The organism is Vreelandella azerica, assembly GCF_013112225.1.
Lineage (GTDB): Bacteria > Pseudomonadota > Gammaproteobacteria > Pseudomonadales > Halomonadaceae > Vreelandella > Vreelandella azerica.
Genome location: NZ_JABFHI010000005.1, coordinates 1 through 21,061 on the forward strand (window position 1 = coordinate 1; position 21,061 = coordinate 21,061).

Annotated in this window: 20 protein-coding genes and 5 pseudogenes; 14 read left to right on the top strand and 11 right to left on the bottom strand. The window is 55.2% G+C overall.

Annotation, left to right across the window (positions count from 1 at the left end; translation table 11 throughout):
* From fliO to fliF, 10 genes and pseudogenes are all read right to left on the bottom strand, one after another.
* The coding region (fliO, locus tag HLB35_RS12175) for a flagellar biosynthetic protein FliO (RefSeq protein ID WP_171702796.1) at positions 1-457 on the bottom strand (457 nt) is incomplete at its 3' end.
* On the bottom strand, positions 454-1,038 hold the full coding sequence (gene fliN / locus HLB35_RS12180; RefSeq protein ID WP_171702797.1) for a flagellar motor switch protein FliN: 585 nt from the start codon (positions 1,036-1,038) through the stop codon (positions 454-456). The genes fliN and fliO, both read right to left, overlap by 4 nt.
* Positions 1,035-2,087, bottom strand: a complete 1,053-nt coding sequence (fliM, locus tag HLB35_RS12185; protein ID WP_171702798.1) for a flagellar motor switch protein FliM — start codon at positions 2,085-2,087, stop codon at positions 1,035-1,037. Before fliM ends, fliN begins: the two co-directional genes overlap by 4 nt.
* Before the next feature lie 22 nt (positions 2,088-2,109).
* On the bottom strand, positions 2,110-2,589 hold the full coding sequence (gene fliL / locus HLB35_RS12190) for a flagellar basal body-associated protein FliL (protein ID WP_171702799.1): 480 nt from the start codon (positions 2,587-2,589) through the stop codon (positions 2,110-2,112).
* 148 nt (positions 2,590-2,737) lie between these two features.
* Positions 2,738-4,150: a flagellar hook-length control protein FliK gene (locus tag HLB35_RS12195; RefSeq protein ID WP_171702800.1), complete on the bottom strand. Its 1,413-nt coding sequence runs from the start codon at positions 4,148-4,150 to the stop codon at positions 2,738-2,740.
* Between the two features lie 17 nt (positions 4,151-4,167).
* On the bottom strand, positions 4,168-4,632 hold the full coding sequence (fliJ, locus tag HLB35_RS12200) for a flagellar export protein FliJ (protein ID WP_171702801.1): 465 nt from the start codon (positions 4,630-4,632) through the stop codon (positions 4,168-4,170).
* A pseudogene (gene fliI / locus HLB35_RS12205) lies at positions 4,629-6,035 on the bottom strand (flagellar protein export ATPase FliI). The gene fliJ and the pseudogene fliI overlap by 4 nt, the downstream one beginning before the upstream one ends.
* A 2-nt stretch (positions 6,036-6,037) precedes the next feature.
* Positions 6,038-6,832 (bottom strand): flagellar assembly protein FliH, encoded by a 795-nt coding sequence (locus tag HLB35_RS12210; protein ID WP_171702802.1) that lies wholly within the window; start codon positions 6,830-6,832, stop codon positions 6,038-6,040.
* Positions 6,825-7,832 (bottom strand): flagellar motor switch protein FliG, encoded by a 1,008-nt coding sequence (gene fliG, locus HLB35_RS12215; RefSeq protein WP_171702803.1) that lies wholly within the window; start codon positions 7,830-7,832, stop codon positions 6,825-6,827. The genes HLB35_RS12210 and fliG overlap by 8 nt, the downstream gene beginning before the upstream one ends.
* Positions 7,825-9,584, bottom strand: a pseudogene (fliF, locus tag HLB35_RS12220) (flagellar basal-body MS-ring/collar protein FliF). The gene fliG and the pseudogene fliF overlap by 8 nt, the downstream one beginning before the upstream one ends.
* Before the next feature lie 256 nt (positions 9,585-9,840).
* Between fliF and fliE the strand changes: the two are divergent.
* Positions 9,841-10,182, top strand: a complete 342-nt coding sequence (fliE, locus tag HLB35_RS12225) for a flagellar hook-basal body complex protein FliE (RefSeq protein ID WP_171702804.1) — start codon at positions 9,841-9,843, stop codon at positions 10,180-10,182.
* 4 nt (positions 10,183-10,186) lie between these two features.
* Here the strand turns inward: fliE and HLB35_RS12230 are convergent, their stop codons facing one another.
* Positions 10,187-10,555, bottom strand: coding sequence for a flagellar protein FlaG (locus HLB35_RS12230; protein WP_171702805.1), 369 nt, complete (start codon positions 10,553-10,555; stop codon positions 10,187-10,189).
* A 329-nt stretch (positions 10,556-10,884) separates the two neighbouring features.
* Here HLB35_RS12230 and HLB35_RS12235 point away from each other — a divergent pair, with 329 nt between their 5' ends.
* The 13 genes and pseudogenes from HLB35_RS12235 to cheW all read left to right on the top strand — a co-directional run bounded on the left by HLB35_RS12235 (position 10,885) and on the right by cheW (position 20,885).
* A complete protein-coding gene (locus HLB35_RS12235) occupies positions 10,885-12,579 on the top strand; it encodes an HD domain-containing phosphohydrolase (RefSeq protein WP_171702806.1) in 1,695 nt (564 codons plus the stop codon).
* A 172-nt stretch (positions 12,580-12,751) separates the two neighbouring features.
* A complete protein-coding gene (fliS, locus tag HLB35_RS12240) occupies positions 12,752-13,147 on the top strand; it encodes a flagellar export chaperone FliS (RefSeq protein ID WP_171702807.1) in 396 nt (131 codons plus the stop codon).
* 7 nt (positions 13,148-13,154) lie between these two features.
* Entirely contained in the window at positions 13,155-13,577 is a 423-nt protein-coding gene (locus HLB35_RS12245; RefSeq protein ID WP_171702808.1) for a flagellar protein FliT, read from the top strand.
* The gene (locus HLB35_RS12250; RefSeq protein ID WP_171702809.1) at positions 13,564-13,914 is read left to right on the top strand and encodes a hypothetical protein; all 351 of its coding nucleotides are present in this window, start codon (positions 13,564-13,566) and stop codon (positions 13,912-13,914) included. Before HLB35_RS12245 ends, HLB35_RS12250 begins: the two co-directional genes overlap by 14 nt.
* The gene (locus tag HLB35_RS17355; RefSeq protein ID WP_235937166.1) at positions 13,914-14,243 is read left to right on the top strand and encodes a hypothetical protein; all 330 of its coding nucleotides are present in this window, start codon (positions 13,914-13,916) and stop codon (positions 14,241-14,243) included. The genes HLB35_RS12250 and HLB35_RS17355 overlap by 1 nt, the downstream gene beginning before the upstream one ends.
* Before the next feature lie 164 nt (positions 14,244-14,407).
* On the top strand, positions 14,408-14,860 hold the full coding sequence (fliK, locus tag HLB35_RS17360) for a flagellar hook-length control protein FliK (RefSeq protein ID WP_235937167.1): 453 nt from the start codon (positions 14,408-14,410) through the stop codon (positions 14,858-14,860).
* The gene (locus tag HLB35_RS12260; protein WP_171702810.1) at positions 14,857-15,156 is read left to right on the top strand and encodes an EscU/YscU/HrcU family type III secretion system export apparatus switch protein; all 300 of its coding nucleotides are present in this window, start codon (positions 14,857-14,859) and stop codon (positions 15,154-15,156) included. The genes fliK and HLB35_RS12260 overlap by 4 nt, the downstream gene beginning before the upstream one ends.
* 159 nt (positions 15,157-15,315) lie before the next feature.
* Positions 15,316-15,711, top strand: coding sequence for a flagellar transcriptional regulator FlhD (flhD, locus tag HLB35_RS12265; RefSeq protein ID WP_171702811.1), 396 nt, complete (start codon positions 15,316-15,318; stop codon positions 15,709-15,711).
* Complete coding sequence (gene flhC / locus HLB35_RS12270) at positions 15,708-16,238, top strand: flagellar transcriptional regulator FlhC (RefSeq protein ID WP_171702812.1); 531 nt, start codon at positions 15,708-15,710, stop codon at positions 16,236-16,238. Before flhD ends, flhC begins: the two co-directional genes overlap by 4 nt.
* 160 nt (positions 16,239-16,398) lie before the next feature.
* Positions 16,399-17,267, top strand: a pseudogene (motA, locus tag HLB35_RS12275) (flagellar motor stator protein MotA).
* Positions 17,242-18,161: pseudogene (gene motB, locus HLB35_RS12280) on the top strand (flagellar motor protein MotB). The pseudogenes motA and motB overlap by 26 nt, the downstream one beginning before the upstream one ends.
* Positions 18,162-18,241: 80 nt before the next feature.
* Positions 18,242-20,388: pseudogene (cheA, locus tag HLB35_RS12285) on the top strand (chemotaxis protein CheA).
* A complete protein-coding gene (gene cheW, locus HLB35_RS12290; RefSeq protein ID WP_171702813.1) occupies positions 20,385-20,885 on the top strand; it encodes a chemotaxis protein CheW in 501 nt (166 codons plus the stop codon). The pseudogene cheA and the gene cheW overlap by 4 nt, the downstream one beginning before the upstream one ends.
* Positions 20,886-21,061 lie beyond the last annotated feature (176 nt).

Sequence of the window (21,061 nt, forward strand, 5' to 3'; positions counted from 1 at the left end):
AACTTGAATCGGACTTGTCGGAATCAGAAAACATGGTGGTGCCACCTTGTCGTTTGATGGCGTGGGCAAAGCGCTGGGCGAAGGGTTCTTCGCTATCATCGCGATGCATGTCTGGCGGCGCGGGCAGTTCATGCAGCTTGCTGACCTGGCCATTGCCGACGCCCAAGACCAGCCAGGTGCCTTCTATCTCAACAACCACGACCCGTTCACGATTGCCCACCGCTGTGCTACCAACCACCTGTAGGCGGGCGCCCTGACGAACGTGGCGATTACCCCAGCGTTTCAGAAGGGCAGCACATATCAGGATAATAGCGACGACTAACGCCAGAGCAGCCGCCGTTTTGCCTAGCGCTGCCATGCCTATTAAGGCATCACTACTGCTTCCAGCGCTTTGCAGGGCGCTGGAAGCTGCGTCACCTGAGCCTGCCGCGGCAGCCGTGTTAGCATCGTCGCTCATCGGTTCAGCTTTTGAATCCGCTCAGACGGCGTGATGATTTCGGTAATTCGAATGCCGTACTTGTCTTCAATCACGACCACTTCACCTTGAGCGATCAGGTAGCCATTGATCAGGATATCCATGGGCTCTCCGGCCAGGCCATCAAGCTCAATCACCGAGCCTTGTGCCAGCTCCAGAAGCTGTTTGATCGTCAGCTTGGTACGCCCTAGCTCAACGGTCAGCTTGACTGGGATATCCATGATCATTTCAAGATCACGGGCGCGGCCATGGCCATTTGACTGGCTCAGCGGCGGAAAAACATCACTGCTGGCCTGCTTGGCCTCAACCGGTTCGGGGGCGGCTTGTTCAGTTGCAGATGAAGCCTCTTCTACCGCCTGCTGTTCGGCCATGGCCGCTGCCCAAGGGTCGTCGCTTTCATCCATGCCGGTTTCACTGCTGCCTTGGTCATCCTTGCCCGACTGCGCCTGGTCAAATGCATCATCAGCGTCTGCGCTGTCGTTGTCTGCCGCCTGCTCGGACATGGCAGCCGCCCAATCATCGTCAGAAACGTTCTGATCGTCAGGCTTGTTGGGATCAGTCATGCTTTGGATTCCTTGGCTTTCTGTCGTACGGACTGGGTTAAAAAGTCATTGGACGAGCTGTTATTCATTGCCGCGTGGTCAATCATGCGCAGTACTCTGAGCGCACGCTGCTTGTTCTGGCTGCCGAAGTGGCATTCCATCACCGGCACGCCATCTACGTGAGCGTTAACGACGTTAGGGATGTCCACAGGCAGTACGTCGCCCTTTTTCAGCCCCATTACCTGGCCGATGCGGCTGGATATCTGGGCAAATTCGGCCACCAGCTCAACCTCGGAATGCTGGATCTCGCTGGCCATGCGCTTGTTCCAGGTGCCATCCTGATCGTGATTACTGTCGTTGATCGGGTTGGCCAACAGGTCACGCAGTGGTTCGATCATGGCGTAAGGTAAACAGATCTGAAAATGGCTGCTCAGGTTACCCACCTCAAGGTTGAACTTGGTGTTCACCACAATTTCGTTGGGTGAATTGGTAATGTTGGCGAACTTGGATTGCACTTCGGAGCGCAAAAAGCTGGTTTCCAGCGGATAAACGACCTTCCAGGCTTCCTGGTAGGCATCCAGCGCCAGATTCAATAAGCGCTGGATAATACGCTGCTCGGTATTGGTAAATTCACGCCCATCAGACTTGGTGACAAAGCGTCCATCGCCACCAAAAAGGTTATCCACCACCATGAACACCAGGTTGGGTGGAAATACGACCAGTGCCGAGCCACGCAGCGGCTTGAGCGCCACTATATTCAGGTTGGTCGGCACTGGCACATTACGCGAAAAGTCACTGAAGCTTTGGTAACGTACTGATTCAACAGTGATATCTGCGCTGCGACGGATCAAGTTAAAAAGCCCGGTACGAAAGTAGCGCGCAAAACGTTCGTTGATGAAATCCAGCGCATGCAAGCGCTCGCGAATAACGCGATGCTGTGTGGATGGATCGTACGGACGAATCCGTGATTCATCACTTTTTGGTGATGACGAAGATGGCTCGTCATCACCACTGACGCCTTTTAACAGGGCATCGATTTCTTCCTGGGACAGTAGATCGTCCTGTGACATGACGGCTCCGAGTTCCCGGGGGTTATTGCACAATAAACTCAGTGAACAGCACTTCGCGTAGATCCAGAGGAGGTTGGTTCTCAGCCAGTGGCACCTCTAGCCGGTTGCTGATGCGCTGAGAAAGCAGTTCCTTGCCTTCCAGCGAGGTCAGTTCACTGGCCTGCATGGCTGACAGGACTGTGATCAAACGGCTGCGAACCTGAGGCATATGTTCTTCCAGAATGGTTTTGCTTTCTTCATTACCGACGCGCAGCGTAATGCCGGTATACAGCAGGCGAGAAGCACGGTCGTCAGCCAGGTTGACGGTAAAAGGCTCAACTTCGACAAAAATCGGTGATTGACGCTGTGCAACGACTTCCTGAGCCTGCTCGTCATTGCCATTTCCATTATCTGATTGATTCATCACCATATAAATGGCGGCTGCTGCCCCACCCGATGACAACAGCACCAGAATGATCATAATCCAGAGCAGTTTTTTAGATCCGCCGCTTGATTTTGCCATCGTGTTTCCTATTTCTCCTTGCGCTAGGCACCATTATGCCCGTTACGCCTTGTTGTGATGAAACGAACAGGCTCGCAGTGCGAGCCTATCTTTTAGCTTAATTGAGCCAGTGTCCTAACCACAGCGACACGCTGATGGAGGATATTTTTTATGCATACAGGTCCACGCGGCCATCAAGGGTAAGCGACTGACGTTGTGGGAGGATATTGCCCGGTTCCTCGCTTTCATTCGGACCCGAGGCGCTGTCGCCTTGACCATTACCACCACCGGCCAATGCAGCCTCGTCGCCATCCTGCTGGCGCTGCTCCCCAACAGACGTATCTGCCAGCATGATGCCCTGTTCGGCCAGGGCTTCACGTAACTGAGGTATGGCTTGTTCGATCACTTGCCTGACCTGGGCATGAGCCGATAAAAAGTGCGCTTGAGTGCCCTGTTCGCTCATTTTCAGCGAGACAGAAAGCGGGCCAAGCTCTGCCGGATGAATATTCAGTTTGATCTGCTGTTCGCCACCGCGTTGAGCAAACTGCACCAGCTGTTGGCCCAACTCACGCGGCCAGGCGGCACTGGTTAACGGGGCTTGCAGGCTACCTTGAGCTGTTTGGGCTAATGAACTGGTCACATTTGCCTGGGCAGACATTGATAACCCTTGAGCATTCATGCCTTGGGTGGGCAGCTCAAAGCCATCCTGGCCAGCATTGGTGCGGCTGCTCATGTTGGCCGCGTTGAGCGCCGCAAGCAATAAATCGCTGCTTCCACGTGTCGGCGGGGCACCGCTATCAGCCAAGGAGTGTGGTCGCTGGGTGGCGTCAAGCAGTGTTGTTGAGTCGCCATTCAGCCCGCCAGATGAAGAAAGGCTGGCAGATAGCAATGCATTATCGGGTCCGCGATAATCTAAGCTAACTTGTGAACCATGTTTTCCAGCCAGGATACTCTGTAGCAACCCCATTAACTTTTCCGCACTTTGAGATCCGTTCTTATCACCTATTAATGCATCACCGAGAAGGTCAGGCTTAGTTGATGAAATAGTATGTCCAGCAGTCTGGCGTAACTGAAAGTCGGTTGGAAGAAAAGAGGCTTGGGCGAGGCTAGAAACTGAAGATTCATGGCCGAGCTGGTTTTCCAATGCCAGGCGCTGAGTCATCTCCTGAAAAAGTTCCAGCTGACTGATAACGTTAGGTTCACTATCGGTCGAGCCGATCTGATCAAGCATGACTGTTTCGTCACTGGTTCCGGCTAATATGCTGTTCGCAAGCATATCCAAGGCATTGAAAAGGGCCGGTTGATCAATAATATCGTCAATTAATTCCTGTATATCGTTGCGCTGCAACTGTTCTTTATCAATTCCCAGTGCCTGCAAGTAATCTTTGACATCTGAACGCGATGGTTCATGTGTCAGCTGGGTAGCCAAGTTGTGGGTGTCAGAAGAAGTAGGCGATGACTTGCCGGAGGCTTTAGTCAATGTTTTAACAAAACTGTCCTGATCGGGCTGAGAACGGGCACTACTTTGTTGAGTGGTACCAATATTATCTTTTATTGAAGCAAACATAGCATTAACGTTCATAATACCTTCCGGCCTCGTTAACGAGGCGTGTCAGATTGCCGGTAGGCCCGGCGGCTGGCTACCAAATCATCGTTGGTCTTCTGCTCTTGACGGTTGTCACGCCGCTGAGCCTCCAGCTGGCGTCTTGACGTCAGCGTATCGTACGACGAGAGTTTGCGTTGTTCCTGGCGCCAGTTCTCCTGGGTCTTGGCAACGCGCTGCTCCTGATCTGCCAGCGCTTGCCTGGCGCGTGCCAGGGCGGCATCCAGAGAAGCCAGGAACTGCTGATAGTTGTACATGCTGGCAGGGTCAATACCCTTGTGCATGGCTGTCTGCAGACGCTCGCTGTATTCTGCGCGATAGCGATACAACGTCTGAAGCTGGGCTTTAGTCTGCTGTTCGGTCTGGCGCTCCTTGGCCAATAGTTGCCCGGCCTGGTCGCGGGCATCCCGTGCCAGGTGAGTGAGCATATCCAGTTGGGAGGTGTCGGTATTGGACGTCATGATTGTCCTCCAGCGTTGGTCTGGCCAACAACGGCTACCAATGCCTGGCGCGAATCGTTGATCGTGGCCTGCTCGTTCATACGCTGCTGAAGAAAGTGTTCAAGCTCCGGAAAGCGTTTGACCGCTTCATCAAGCTGCGGGTCGTGTCCAGGTGAGTAGGCGCCGACGCTGATCAGGTCACGGTTACGCTGATAGCGTGAAAAAGACGTTTGAAATTGCGCGCCTGCTGCTGCTGTTTCATATCCGTGATGGCGGTCATTGCACGACTGATGGAGGCTTCGATATCAATGGCCGGATAATGACCTGACTCTGCAAGAGTACGTGATAATACAATGTGTCCATCCAGAATAGCACGGGCGGCGTCAGCAATGGGGTCCTGTTGGTCATCGCCTTCTGTCAGTACGGTATAGAAAGCGGTAATGGAGCCGCCGCCGCGCTCAGCATTGCCCGCCCGCTCTACTAACCCAGGTAGCTTGGCAAACACCGAAGGTGGGTAGCCCTTGGTCGCCGGGGCTCGCCAATCGCCAGGGCGATTTCGCGCTGGGCCATGGCAAAGCGGGTCAGTGAATCCATGATCAGCAAGACGTCGCGCCCTTCATCGCGAAAGCCCTCGGCCAGCCGCGTGGCATAGGCGGCCCCTTGCAAGCGTTGCAGCGGTGAAGTGTCGGCAGGTGCCGCGACCACGACCGAGCGTTTACGCCCTTCGGGGCCGAGAATATTGTCAATAAAGTCCTGCACCTCACGGCCACGCTCACCAATCAGGCCGACGACAATCACATCGGCCCGTGTGTAACGCGCCATCATGCCAAGCAGCACGGATTTACCCACCCCGGAGCCGGCAAACAGCCCCATACGCTGGCCGCGTCCAACGCTTAACAGTGCATTGATAGCGCGGATGCCGACGTCAATCTGCTGTTCAATCGGGGCGCGGGAAAGTGGGTTCAAGGGCGTCGTGCTGAGTGTTGCTCGGGGGCATCATCAAGGCTTTCGCGGTCGTCCAACGGGTTGCCATTGCCATCCAGTACCCGGCCCAGCAGGTGTACGCCCAGCGGGAAGCGCCGAGCGCTATGGCCGCCGGTGTCGCCCAGAGGAGTGACTCGGGCGCCAGGCATCAGGCCGGAAATTTCTTCCAGCGGCATCAGGTAAAGCTTGTCATCGGAAAACCCGACAACCTCAGCTTCAGCGTGATGGGCGCTGGTGCCCAGGCGCCCATCACGGCCAGGCAACTCAATCACGCAGGCGCTACCCACGGCCACTTTCAGGCCAACCACTTCAATCACCATGCCCGTTGCACGGATCACTCGCCCGCTGGCGCGATAGAGCGATAGCTGGCTGATACGTGTCTGGGTGCGCTGCATGGCTTTCTGCCAGCGCTGTTGATGAACAGAGGCGGTCGTGCTCATGGCTATTCTCGCCTGTCGTCTGATGATATTTCCGCAGCGTTTTTATCTTTGGAAAGTTTATGATGACGCTGGCGCCGATGCGAATTGATCGCTTGCCAGCGGCTTTCAAAGGTCGCGTCAAGCTCGCCCTGGTCGCTGGTTACCCGGCAGCCGCCTCGCGCCAGCTGGTCGTCCGGCTGGAGTTTCCAGTTGGCAGCACTGAGTTTATCGGCCAGGTGTTGGCTGACCAAGGCATGATCCTCCGGGTTTAGCCACAGGCGTTGTTGGCCCACCAGCGGGGGTTCGGTATGTAGCAGTTGGCGCACCAGTCGCAGAATTTCTTCCGGGTTGGCTTCAAGGGCTTCGCCTGCCAGCTGACGGCCAGTCAACAGGGCCAGCTCCACCAGATCATCGGCAAGGCTTTCATCAAGCCTTGCGAGTGCATCATCAAACTGCTTGGCGAGATGAGCCAGCGGCGCCAAGGTCTGGTTAATCTGTTGCTCCAGCGCCTGCTTGGCTTCCTGTTGGCCAGCTTCCAGGCCTTGAGCATGGCCTTCCTGCTGGCCACGTTTGAAGCCAGCCTGGTAGCCTTCCTGCTCGGCTTGCTGTCGAACCTTCTGATATTCTGCTTTACGCGCTTGCTCTTCGCGCTGGCGGGCCTCTTCAGCGGCTTTTTGTGCTGCGGCTACCTTGCGGCGGTGGATGGCCGCCGGAGATTCCGGCTCGTCAGAACGCTGAACCGGCTTGGCCAGCTCATCCATTTTCCAGCGTCGCCAGCTTTCATGGCGATCAAATTCCGAGGGCTGGAAATCAGACATAGGCGTCATCTCCTCCCGCCAGGACTATTTCACCGGCATCGGCCAGGCGGCGGACGATCTGCAAGATGGCTTTCTGCTCGGCTTCGACCTGAGACACACGAATTGGGCCGCGGGCTTCCATATCTTCGCGGACCAGATCGGCTGCCCGCTGAGACATATTGCGTAGGAACTTGTCGACCAGTTCGTCCTCGGCGCCTTTGAGGGCCACCACCAGTGAATTGTTCTCGACCTCCTGGAGCACCATCTGGATGGCGCGGTTGTCCAGGTCCAGCAGGTTCTCGAACAGGAACATCTCGTCGATGATCTTCTGGGCCAAGTCCTCGTTGTGCGAGCGCACGGTTTCGATGGCGGTCTCTTCCTGAGAGGAATTCATCAGGTTGAGGATTTCGGCTGCCGTTCTTACCCCGCCCATCTTGCTGCGTTTGAGGTTCTGGCCGTCCAGCATGCTGGTAAGTACTTCGGTCAGCTCCTGCAAGGCAGCAGGTTGCACACCGCTGAAGGTGGCGACGCGCAGAATCACGTCGTTGCGCAGTTTTTCATCAAACAGTTCAAGAATATCAGCGGCCTGATGGCGTTCCAGGTGCACCAGAATGGTGGCAATAATCTGTGGATGCTCATCGCGGATCAACTCGGACACCATGGAGGCTTCCATCAGATTGAGCGCATCAATGCCGGAATTTTCGCCGGTGGTTTCAAGAATATCCTCAATCAGGCTGGTGGCGCGCTCGCTACCCAGTGCCTTGGTCAACACGGAGCGAATGTGCTCGCTGGAGTTGAGGTTGAGCGCCACAAACTCTTCAGTTTCCTGATGGAAAGCTTCGAGAACAGCCTTCATGTCTTCATGAGAGATCTGGTGCAGGCGAGTCATTTCCATACTAATTTCCTGCACCTCAGCAGCGCCTAGGTACTTGAAAACTTCTGCAGCACTGTCTTCATCAAGCGCCAGTAGTAGGATGGCACTTTTACGTGCGCCGCTCATCTGGGCAACGGGACTAGTCATTAGAGCTCATCCAACTGCGAATGATCATGGCGACCATACGGGGTCTTCCTGGGCCATTTCACGCAGATCCTGAAGGTTGTGTTCATAAAGCGATGTTTTGCGTTTCCGCTTGGGACGACGGTAGGTTTCGTCATCTTCGTCGCTGGCTGTATCGCTGGCATCTTCCTCATCATCGTCACCCACGCTGGTGCTTAGGGTGCTTCCCGCTGGCATGGCAGTGGCCATCACCGGGCCTTGGGTGTAACGCTTGATCAAGGGACGCAAGATCAGCAGATAAAGCAGTAGCGCTGCCAGGCCAACCAGCAGGTAGCGGCCTGCATTGGCGGCCATGGCAAGGATTTCCGGGCGCTGCCACCATTCCAGCACCTCTTCTTCCTCACCTGAACGGGCGAAGGGAGTGTTAACCACATCAATTTCATCACCGCGGGCGACCGAGAAGCCCATTGCCTGACGTACCAAGCGTTCTATCTGATTGACTTCCTCATTGCTCAGGGCAACCGGCACCGCTTCGCCTTCTTCGTTGAGTTCTTCACGGTAGTTGACCACCACAGCTGCGGTTAAACGTTCAATATCACCGCGCCGATATTGAACGTGTGCGACATTGCGATCCACTTCGTAGTTGACCACATCATCCTGATTCAGGCGCTGTAATGCAGTGGGATCATTTTCACCTTCACCGTTATCACCTTCTTCGTTATCAGGCGCATTAATGGGTGAAGGGGCGGTACCCGGCGGCGTATTGCTGAGCGCGCCAGGAATACCGGTTGCTAGTGGGTCTTCGCCATCAAAGGAGAGGCTTAGCTGACGGCTGCGAACAGCAGCTTCATTCGGCGCCTGGTTGGGGCCATAGGTTTCGGTGGTTTCTTCGCGGCTGGAAAAGTCGATCTGTGCAGCGACCTGTGCTCGGATGTTATCGGCCCCCAGAATCGGAGTGAGGATATTTTCAATCCGACGTTGATAGGAGCGCTCGACCTCGTTGATATATTCCAGCTGTGAACCGTCCAGGTCGTTATTACCGCCGGTATCCGCCGAAAGGAGACGCCCATCTTGATTGACCACCGAAACGTCAGCTGCCGCAAGTTCCGGCACGCTACTGGAGACCATGTGTACAATTGCGCTGACTTGACCTTGACCAAGCGCACGGCCAGGCAGCAGGGTAAGTACGATAGACGCCTTGGCAGGCTCGGAGTCACGAATAAACACCGAGGGTTGCGCCAGCGATAGATGCACCCTGGCCTCTTCCACCGGGCCAAGGGAACGAATTGAGCGGGCAAGCTCGCCTTCCAGGCCGCGCTGATAGTTGACCTGCTCGGTGAACTGGCTGACCCCGAAGGCCTGGTTCTGCATCAACTCAAGACCGACATCGCCACCGCGTGGCAGGCCCTGCTCAGCCAGCTGTAAACGCAAGGGATAGACGTTTTCGCTGGGCACCAGTATGGCCTGGCCATTATTGCTGAACTGGTAGGGCACTCCGCGGGTATCGAGTTCGGCAATAATGCGCCCGCCGTCCGCTTCGCTTAGATTGTTGTACAACACGCGGTATTCTGGGCTGCTGGCCCACATTAACAGCACCGCAATAATAGCGATGCTGGCCGCTCCCGCAATCAGCAGGGCGATCAAAGGGTTACCGCGCAGCTGTTGTTTTACCCGCCCAAAAGCCGACACGGAAGCATTGTTCGCTTCCGTGTCACTTGTGGGCGGTGTTCGAGTCGTGCTGTTCTGACGGCCTGGCGTAGAATCAGTTTCGCTCATTCACTCCTCCGTGAGCACAAGCAAAACTGATGACGGCCCAGGCACATCACCAAAGAAAACATAGGCTACATCCGTCAATCGCGATGATCCGCTGTCTGTCCAAGCGGAATTATGATGAACGCCATTATCCGGTGGCTTGTCACCCCTAAAGGAACGAAAAGGTTGGCTTTCCATACGTATTTGTTGGCATGACGTGAGTCGCACGGATGTTAGGCTGGTTAATATTATTTCATTTTTTAACGCTGAAGGCATGTGTATGAGCTCACCCGCTATTCAATCGGCGCTACAGCAGATGCAAAGCCTGGCCAATCAGGCCAGCCAGTCGGCCAATCAACCCGGCCTAAATGGCGCCCAGCTGGCCTCAACAGTGGGGCAAGGGAGTTTCGGCGGTGAACTGCAGGCCTCCATTCGGCGCATCAATGAGCTGCAGAAAATGGCGGCTAGTCAGGCCATGGATTTCCAGACGGGAGAGTCTGATCTGCCGCTGAACCAGGTGATGGCAGATATGCAAAAGTCCAGCGTTGCCTTTCAGATGGGCACACAGGTAAGAAACCGTTTGGTGACGGCTTATAGAGATGTGATGAATATGCAGGTATAGCCACTCAGGCCTGAACGCTGATCAGGCCACCCTGCAGCTCACCCAGGCGCTCTGCAAGGCGCAGCACTTCTTCAGCCGGAATCTGGCGGATAACCTCGCCAGACTCGCGATCAACCACTCGTGTAATTACCCGTGAATTTTCATCATTGATTTCAAACTCCAGCCCGCGCTGATTCATCACTGCATTAATTCGTTCAACGGGTTCAGCAAGTTCGGCGGCGTCAAGGCGCTTTTGTTGTTCTTCCTGCTGTGCGGATAAGACGGTAGCAGGCATCGTTGGTTGGGTATGGGGGTCGATAGGCTGACGCAGGATGTTTTCCTGTCTGGCCGGTGGTGTCAGCGTAGGTACGGCATCAATCAATGGTGAATACATCTTGATGTCCTCTTCTTTATGTTTTTATAGCTTAGCTGACCGCTCAGGGTTCGACCCCATTTGATCGCGATCTGCATTTTGCTGTTTAAGCTTTTTTAAACGCTCAAGGTAGATCGGCCAATATCCAGCCAACTTTAGCGCTTTTCAGCGTCAGCCATAAGTCTCTAATAAGTAGGTCTTAAGGTTAAAAAAGTTAGCTTAATTCTGTGCGCTGCTTGCAGGGGTTCTGGTATGCTTTTGCGTCGACTCGAATGCCACCCGCTGCCCGCTTGGCAGTGCATGGCCTGAGCATGACATCTTATGGTGAAGGATAGGGAAGCGAGGCGTGGATGGCAGCGCAAGACAATGAATACGAACGCATTACCGGCCCGGTGATGATCGAAATGCTGTTGAATGACCTGATTGAGAACGGTGGCGTCTCGCTTTGTCTGGATGAGCCGCAGGCGCGTCAGGAACCCATCGTGCTGATGGAACAGCATGCTGATAATACCCTGGTAATGGATCTTTCCTCGATTGATTACCTGCTGACGCAATTACAGGACGGTGCAACCTTTACGCTGCGCGGACAAGCCCAGGGCAAGGTGGTTCACACCCCTTCGCTTGGGCTGACCGAAGTGCGTCGTTCCGGTGGCCGCTACCTGTGCTGTAGTGACTACCCACGTTACCTGGATGTGCTACAGCGCCGCGAGTCTTTCCGCGCTGAACTTCGAATGGGTATGCAGGTGAAAGTGACGCTGCTGGGCGGTGATCATCAGGCTGTCAATGGTGATCTGCGCGACTTAAGCCAGGAGGGCTGCCAGGTAGAGTTGCCGATAACGGCCAGTGGTATTCTGGCAGCGGCTGGCAGCCAACCGGTAAAAATGGCGCTGACCTTCCCTGATAACACCTATTTTGAAGTCTATGGCGAAGCACGCCATCAGAGCACTGCTCCTGATCAGCAATTGCTGCGGGTCGGGTTCCGTTTTCAGCGCTGCGACAGTGAGCAGGAACGTCAGATCTGGTACTTCGTGTGCGAGATCGAACGTGAAGCTGCTCGCTATGAACGCGAAAGCCAGTCAGCGCGCCAACCTTCCCCGCTGTTTGCTGCGCCTCAACAGCGTCATGCCGCTGATGACCATGCAGGTCGGCGCGAGGTGCGCCTTTATGCTACCCCTATGGCGCGTCGCCTGGCCAAGGTCGCTGCCTACCTCGATTCCCAGATGTTGCTGCTGCAAAATGGCAGTGATATTGATTCACGCCAGCTATCGCGCTATGCAGACCGTTTGCTGGCGCTGCACGAAGAGGATCGCGAAGCGCTGCTGTTCGCTTGCCGCTGCATGACGCGGGAGCCGCTGCTGGTGCGCCACAGCCTGGGCGTGGCAGTGCATCTGCTGGACCTGGTCGGCAATCATATTCCTCAGGATGTACGCAAGGCAATTGCTGCCAGTGCCATGGTGCATGACCTGGGTAAAGCGCTCGTTCCTCAGGTGTTATTTCAAGCCAAAACCTTTGATGCTTCGCACCGCAACACCATGAGTGAGCACGTCGAGCTGCTGTTGATGCGGATGAAAAACTGCCACTGGCTGTCTGCCAGTATTGCCCATGCGGTTATTGGGGGTATCAACGAGCGTATGGATGGCAGTGGTTACCCGAAAGGTATCAGCGGTGAGCAGCTCCACGAACTGGCAAAGGCCAGCGCCGTTGCAGATGTGGTTGAAGCCATGCGCCGTGATCGCCCTGACCGCCCAGCCCGTACCGTACAGCAGATCTATCGTCATATGCTGCGCCATCCTCATCAGTTCGACCCGCGTTGGATGAAGCGTTACGTGGAACACTTCAAAACACTGCCGATTGGCTCTTTGGTGCGTTTTTCCAGTGATCAGTTGGCCTGGGTGCAGCGCCTTGATGCTGAGGGTAACCCGGTGGAAGTTCAGGTGACCCAACATGCCGAACCTCCCAGTAACACCAACCTCGGAACCCTGGTCAGAGGTGATGTCAGAGAGCGCCTGGGGCGCCCGGTGAGCGAGATAGCCGTCTCAACCTGAGGCGCTTAAGCGCTGACGAGTGCTTGACCGGCAGATCACTTAAGCCGTGATTAAGCTATAAAAAGGTGCGTCATTGTTAAAGTAGCGGTGGCTCTTGCCGATATAAAATCTACACTTGTATAAGCGTAGTCAGGCATTGCCAGCTGCGTTTTTAAAACAGGAGCGACACCAAATGACGTACTCGCGTGGTGCAAATGCCTATGCACGGGTCGGGGTAGAAAGCGGGGTAATGTCAGCAGACCCGCATAAGCTGATCGTTATGCTTTTTGATGGCGCCCAGGCGGCTATCCGCGCTGCCCGCATTCATATGCAGGCGGGCAACACAGCCGAAAAAGGCAAGGCAATTTCCAAGGCGCTGGATATCATCAACAACGGCTTGGCCGCAGCGCTGGATCAGGAAAAAGGCGGTGAAATTGCCGAGCGTCTTGGCTCGCTTTACGACTACATTGCCCGCTTGTTGCTTACGGCCAATTTGCGCAATGACGAAGAAAGTCTCAATCAGGCCGAAAGTCTGCTTGAAGATGTTGCCTCGGCATGGCGGGAAATTGGCCAACAGCAAAGCGCATGAGGCCTGAATGTCAGTATTTCGGACGGCTCAGCATCATCTGACCCAACAGTCACTGTTAGATGTTTATGCGGCGCTGCTGGATAGCGCCGCACAGATGCATGAGCTTGCAAACAAGGAAGAATGGGCGGCGCTGATTGATCAGCGCACCCATTACCTCATGCTGGTTGAAAAACTGCGTGAAATGGACGCCAGCGTCGTGCTGGACGCGACAGGGCAGCAGCGCAAGGCAGAGCTGCTTGAGGCGATTCTGGAGCACGATGTGGAGATTCGTCGCCAGCTGGTCGCGCGTCGCGATGAGTTAGGTAAGCTGATTGGCCTTGCCCAGCAGCAGCGCAAGTTGCATCGTGCCTATGCCCCCAGCAAGGTGATTCAGATGCCATCTATTCACTCGGTGAGGCGCCCTCCAAGGGGTCGCCGTGAGTGGTATTAACCCCCTGATTGATACGCTCATGCATCAAGTGTTGGGCAAACGGGGTGATGCTGCACCACGGGTTCTTAATGAACCGGTGCGCCCAGTAGACCCAGGGGCCGGTCCACAGGCGCTACGCAGTGATTCACGCCTGGATGGACGTGCTGATCCGCGCCTTTCTGAGCTGAACCGCTTGCCTCCCTCGCTGGATCTAGCGCGACAGGGTGGACGCAGCGAACTGCCCGCCGGGCAGCAGGGGTCGACACAAACGCATTTCAGCCTTGCTGCGCGCAGCATTGCTGACGTCCTGCTGCGTTTTCCCGCGCCACCGTCCACCCTGCGTATTGAAGCCCCCTGATGCAATCGCCAGAGGCTGCGTTGCCGTCCACTTTGGCAACTCGCCTGGAAAGCAGTATTCGTGATAGCGGCCTATTTTATGAATCCCATCTCAAGCGCTGGTTCCAAGGCGATGCAGCGCGTCAGCAGTTATTGCGTGAACCGCAAATGCAGCCTGGTATACGGCCGTTGCCCACCGTCACTGTGGCCGGGCTGCCGGCGATCAACAATCCGCTCTCCCTGAATGGGCCACCGCTACTTTTGCCTACCTCTGTGCCCTTTATGCTGCCACCAAGTTCTTCCCTGAATATGCTGCTGCAGGCGCTTGGCCAGGGGGCGGCGGCCCGCTGATTCAGCCAGGCAGTGCTCTGCTGCCGATTGCTGGTAATGCTGCTCAAGCATCCAGCTTGCTACCAGGTGCCAATCCCGCGACGAGTGGCAATCCTTCGGCTACTAATGTTTCGGCAGCCAGTGTTTCGCCAGGCAATGCTGGCATACAAGGTCAGGGCGGTGAGTTGAGCGCAGGACGTGAATTGCTTGAGCTGAATACCATGCGTCAGCGTGAAGTAGTCAATGAAAACCTGCAGGGCCTGGTACGCCAACAGTTAGAGCTATTGGTCACGCCCACTATCCGCTGGGAAGGTGATGTCTGGGCTGGGATTTTCATGGCCCTGGTGATCAACCTGCCAGGCCAGGAAGAAGGTGCCAGCGGTGATGAAAGCGAACAGAGTGAAGCGGAAGAGGGTTGGCGTTCGGAAATGCACCTCGATGTCCCTGAGCTGGGTGAGTTCAGCGTTGCCTTGTGGCTCTATCGCGGCACCTTGAGCGTTGACTTCACAACATCCAGTGGCGAGGTGCAACAGCGCTTGGATGAGCAATTGCCTGCTCTGGAGCAGCGCCTTTCGGCGCTGGATCTACGCAAGGTGCAACTGAAAGTGCGCCAGCTGGATACTTATGAGGCACTATGAATACTCCCCATGAGCGCCGCCGTCAGGCGGTAGCGCTTGCCTATCAGGGTGACGACAGTGCCCCGCGTGTCGTGGCGAAAGGTTATGGCGAAATGGCCGAACGCATCATGGCAGAAGCGCAGCGTCAGGGTATCTATGTGCATGACGCCCCAGAACTTGTCGCCTTGCTTATGCAACTGGATCTGGATGAAGAAATTCCTGCCAGCCTCTATCAAGTGATAGCAGAAATCCTGGTCTGGGTGTTCGAGCTCTCGGGAGAAGGCGTGACACCCTCTGACACCCCAAAATCTGGATAGAAACCCAGACAAAACCCCAAGCGCTCCTGTAACCACTAAAATTGCTCTAGCTAATAAAAGTCGAATATGTAACCATGCGAGAAAGTAAATAAGCGTAAAATGTTAATGATATTGCTACACTTGAGTGGCAATGTTGCCGTATGGGTTTAATAAATCAGCATGAGTCATACCAGCTTTTTCGATGAAGTTCAGGAAATCAATCTGGCCTATCTGCTTCTGGCCCAGCGCCTGCTGTCGGAAGACCGTGAGATAGGTATGTTCCGGCTGAAAGTGGATGCTGAGATGGCGGATATGTTGTCATCGCTCAACGCGCGCCAGCTGACCCAGCTGGCGCGAACTAACCAGCTACTGTGCCGCTTCACGCTGGAAAGTGCCGAGCAGCTGCGTCAGCTTACTCACAATCCGCGCGACCAGGGGCTATCCGGCCTACACACCTCTTTATTGTTGGCAGGTGAACCGCTGGAAAGCCTTTGCGACTCGTCACCTGCAAAAGCCTCCATTGACAAGCCGTCACATGGCGGCTGTGCAAAGTCGTCTGACGAGGAGGCGGAGTGACCCAAAAAAGCTTGGTGGATGAAATGCACCAGGTGCAACTGGCTATCGAGTTGATTGAGCTAGGGGCCCGCCTGCAGGTGCTGGAGACCGAGACAGAGCTAAGCCGTACCCGCCTGATCAAGCTTTACAAAGAAGTGCGTGGGATGTCGCCGCCTAAAGGCATGCTGCCGTTTTCAGCGGACTGGTTTATTACCTGGCTGCCCAATATCCACTCATCATTGTTCTATAACATCTACCGCAGCCTGCTTAAGGAAGGCAGCTGCGAGCGTATTGACGCTTTTGTTAAAGCCTACCGGCTGTACGATGAGCAGGTTGAACTCGAAGATATGGAAGCCGTACTTGGGCTGACCCGTGCTTGGACGCTGGTACGTTTTTTTGAAAGCGACCTTCTCCAGCTGAGCCGTTGCACCCGCTGCGGTGGGAACTTTGTTGCCCATGCCCATAGCCCCACTCAGCATTACGTCTGTGGGATCTGTCAGCCGCCTTCCCGTGCAGGTAAAACCCGCAAAACTGCCCGCTACAAATAACCTGACAACGCTCGTTTCAGGTGTTCTTTACCTGCCTTTACCAAACAGCATACGTCTGCTGTCGACGGCCATACCGATTATGCTGTTAAATAGTGTTAATTAAGTTCATGTATCGCTGGCACCCTAACAAAGGGACACAAAACCGATAAGGATACTGCTTGTGTTAATTGCGCTCGGTTATGTGGTGGTCTTGCTCTCTGTGTTCGGGGGTATGTGCTTGCCGGTGGCAGCCTAGGGCCACTGTATCAGCCATTAGAGCTCGTGATGATTGGGGGTGCCGGTATCGGTGCCTTTGTAGCGGCCAATAACGGCAAGGCGCTCAAGGCGACATTCAAGATATTTCCGCGCTTGCGGCGCACCAAAAAATACAACAAAGCCATGTACATGGAATTGCTGGCGTTGCAGTACAAGGTGCTCTCCAAGGTGCGCCGTGAAGGCATGCTGGGGATCGAGCGGGATATTGATAATCCTCAGGACAGTCCCCTGTTTCAGGAACACCCGAGGGTGCTGGCGGATACGCACATCATGAACTTTCTGACCGATTACCTGCGTTTGATGGTCAGCGGCGGCATGGAGCCCATGGAAATTGATGAGCTGATGCTGCACGAAATTGAGGGTTTTGAGCAGGAAGCGCATATCCCTATTGATGCGATTGCCAAGGTCGGCGATGCCATGCCAGCGTTTGGCATCGTGGCGGCGGTGATGGGGGTGGTCAAGGCATTGACCTATGCGGATGCAGGCCCTGAGCAAATGGGCGAGATGATTGCTCATGCGTTGGTTGGCACTTTTCTGGGGATTCTGCTCGGCTATGGGTTTATCAACCCTCTGGCCAGTTATCTGGATCGTCAGGCCAAGGAAGCCGAAAAGATGCTGCAATGTGTCCGGGTCACGCTGTTGGCGAGCCTGCATGGGTATGCGCCACAAATTGCCGTGGAATTTGGCCGTAAGGCCCTGCATACCGCAGAACGCCCGAGTTTTACAGAGCTTGAAGAGTACGTGCGCGATGCCAAAAAGGCAGGTAGTGCATGAGCCAGGGGGAAGTGAGCGGCGCCCGATTATCATCCGGCGTAAAAAGTCGTACACGCTCATCATGGCGGTTCATGGAAGATTGCCCTGGCAGACTTCATGACGGCCCTGATGGCGCTGTTCCTGGTGATGTGGATCCTGAGCACCGCCGATGAAGAGCAGCGTCAGGGGGTTGCGGAGTATTTCAATATGCCACTGACACAAGCAGTAACCGGTGGTGAGCGTTCAGGAAGCACCAGCCCGATTCCTGGTGGTGGCCCCGACCCGATGCATACGGAGGGCGAGCGTGCGCGTCTTGATATCCGCCAGCACACGCGCCCCAGCGAGCAGGAGCGGCGTTTTTTTCGCGACGTTCAGGAACGTATTGAGCGGGCAATAGCACTGCAGCCAGAACTTAGCCTGATGCGAGAGCAGATGCGCTTTGACCTGACGCGGGAAGGGTTGCGTATCCAGCTGCTGGATACCGAACAGCGGCCGATGTTTGAACTTGGCAGTGATCAGGTAGCGCCCTATATGCGTGATCTGTTACGTACCATAGCGCCGCTGCTTAACGAGCTGCCTAATGATCTGAGTATCGGCGGGCATACCGATAGCCTGGCTTATAGCGGTGGCTATCGCGGCTACAGTAATTGGGAGCTCTCCAGTGATAGGGCCAATGCCTCGCGGCGGGAGTTGGTCGCCGGTGGGTTGGACCCGTCTCAGCTGCTGCGGGTCTCCGGCTTTGCTGACCGGGTCACCTTGCCGGAGGCCGATGCGCAGGATCCGATTAACCGGCGTATTGAGCTGGTCGTTCTGCTACCTGAGGTGGCCGAGGCGATTCGCAATCCCAGCGTAACGCCAGGCAATAGCCCAGCACCCGAAAATGATCTGATTTCAGAAGGTAGCGTAACCCCGTAAATACCGCTGATAGTGAGCCCGAACGGTGGCTGAGCTCGGCAGTAACTGACATAAAAACGACGCATAGGGTGAGAGTTTGCATGGATATCACGGACTTTTTTGACACCTTTTTTGAAGAAGCGGAAGAGCTGCTGGCCGATATGGAGCAGCACTTGCTGGAACTGGATGTCGAAGATCCGGACAGCGAACAGCTTAATGCTATTTTCCGCGCTGCCCACTCAATCAAAGGTGGGGCAGGCACCTTTGGGTTTACGGTACTGCAGAAGACCACGCATATTTTTGAAAACCTGCTGGATCACGCGCGTAAGGGGGAGCTGGCCCTGCGTGCCGACCTTGTTGATACCTTCCTGGAGGCAAAAGACATCATGCACGATCAACTTAATGCCTACCGCAACGAGGAAGAGCCCAACCAGGAATCTTATGAACGTATCTGCCAGACATTGCAGCAGATTGCACTAGAGGAAATTGGCAAAGGCCTTGAAGCTGCCGAAGGTGCGCCGATTGCCAATGCGACCCCTTCTGCTGCTGAAAAATCTGCGTCTTCGTCGAGCGAAGCCGTCTCTGAGTCTAATCCTGAGCCCGCTCAAAGCGCGGGCAGTGACGGTGATTTGCTACAGGTGTCGTTGTTAAACGTCAGTGAAAAAGACCGTATTCTGCTGGCCGAAGAGCTTGAGCAGCTGGGCGAGATCCAGTCCCAGTCTGGAGATGAGAAGCGCTATGAAGTGATTCTCCAGGGCAATACCAGCCCGGACGATATCGAAGCGGTAATGTGTTTTATCATCGAGCCAGAGCAGATCGAGATCAAGGTGCTGGATGCGTCACCCGCCGCCGACACGCCTGCGCCGCCCCCTCCGGCGCTAGAGCCTGCGGCCGAAAAAGCTCCGCCCACGCCTGAAAAAGCCCCGCCCGCTGCCGCAAAAACAGCGACCAAGCCGGCCGCTGATGCCAAGCCCAAGGCGAAAAAAGCTGCCTCTGAATCGTCCTCTATCCGCGTCTCGGTCGACAAAGTAGATCAGATCATCAACCTGGTTGGCGAGTTGATCATTACCCAGTCAATGCTTGACCAGACGGTCAGTGATCTGGCTGATCAATCGGTTGGCAACAGTTCACTGCAAAACGGTATGAGTCTTTTGCAGCGCAATGCCCGTGATCTGCAGGAAGCGGTGATGTCGATCCGCATGATTCCCATGGAATTCGTGTTCAGCCGTTTTCCCCGCGTGGTACGTGACACCGCTGGCAAATTGCAAAAAGATATAGAACTGGTCACCGAAGGCAAATCCACCGAGCTGGACAAAAGCCTGGTCGAACGGATTACCGACCCGCTCACCCACCTGGTGCGTAACAGCCTGGATCACGGCATCGAAATGCCCGATGAGCGCGAAGCCAAGGGCAAGCCGCGTACCGGCAAGCTGACCCTGGCGGCAAGGCATCAGGGGGCAATATCCTGATCGAGGTAAAAGACGACGGGGCCGGCATGGACCGTGAAGTGCTGCTCAACAAGGCCCGCGAGAATGGTCTGAATGTGTCTGACACCATGACCGATGAAGATGTCTGGCAGCTGATTTTTGCCCCGGGTTTTTCAACCGCCAAAGAGGTTACCGATGTATCCGGCCGCGGTGTCGGCATGGATGTGGTCAAGCGCAACATCCAGGGGATGGGCGGCCGGGTTGAGATCCAGTCCAAAAAAGGCGAAGGCACCAATACCCGTATCGTGCTGCCGCTGACGCTGGCCATTCTGGATGGCATGTCGATCAAGGTGGGTCAGGAAACCTTTATTTTGCCGCTGTCCGCTGTGCTGGAGTCACTGCAACCTGCCAAGGAAGACATGTATGCCATGGCCGGTGATGACGTGGTACTGAAAGTGCGTGACGAATATCTGCCGGTGATCGCCATTCACGAAGTGCTGGATGTTGAAAACGCCATCACGGATCCGACCAAGAGCATCGCTGTGATCGTCCAGGGCGAAGGGCGCCGCTACGCCATGCTGGTGGATGAGCTGCTTGGCCAGCAGCAGGTGGTGGTCAAGAATCTTGAAGATAACTACCGCAAGGTGCCAGGTATCTCTGCTGCGACCATTCTGGGCGATGGCAGCGTTGCCTTCATCCTGGACATTACCGGCCTGCATCGTTTAGGCCGGAATAAAAAAGAAGCTGGCAAACAGGTTCAATCACCCCATTTTAAATCGACCCCCGCTGTTACATCGCAAAAGGAGGCTGAGTCGTCATGAGTCAGGCTAACAGTAGTGTAGTGCTTGCTGCCGCTGAGGCGGACAACCGTGAATTTCTGGTGTTCTCTCTGGGAGAAGAAGAGTACGCCATTGATATCCTCAAGGTGCAGGAAATCCGTGGCTATGAAAACGTCACCCGGATCGCCAATGCGCCGGACTTTATCAAGGGTGTGACCAACCTGCGTGGCGTGATCGTGCCGATTGTCGATCTGCGCATCAAATTCCATCTGGACAGCGTCGAGTACGGCGGGCAGACGGTGGTGATCGTCGTTAATGTCGCTGATCGCGTGGTCGGTATCGTTGTGGACGGCGTCTCGGATGTGATGACCCTGACGCCGGATCAGATTAAACCGGCGCCTGAGTTTGGCGTTACCCTGTCATCGGACTTTCTCAGTGGCCTGGGCAGTCTGGAAGACCGCATGCTGGTGCTGGTCGACATAGACAAACTGCTAACCAGTGAAGAAATGGCTCTGGTGGATACCACTCGCCAATCCTGATAATGGCCAGGGATTAACGCCATGGATGGCACTTTGGGTAGTGCTCGCAGAGAAGAGCATGGAGCGCTTGGGCATGGCAAAAAAATGTTAAAATGTGTTTAATGTTAATAATGATGACGTTGAAAGAGGGCATTCAACGCAGATTTGCCAGGCCTGTGACTGACGCGACAATGGAG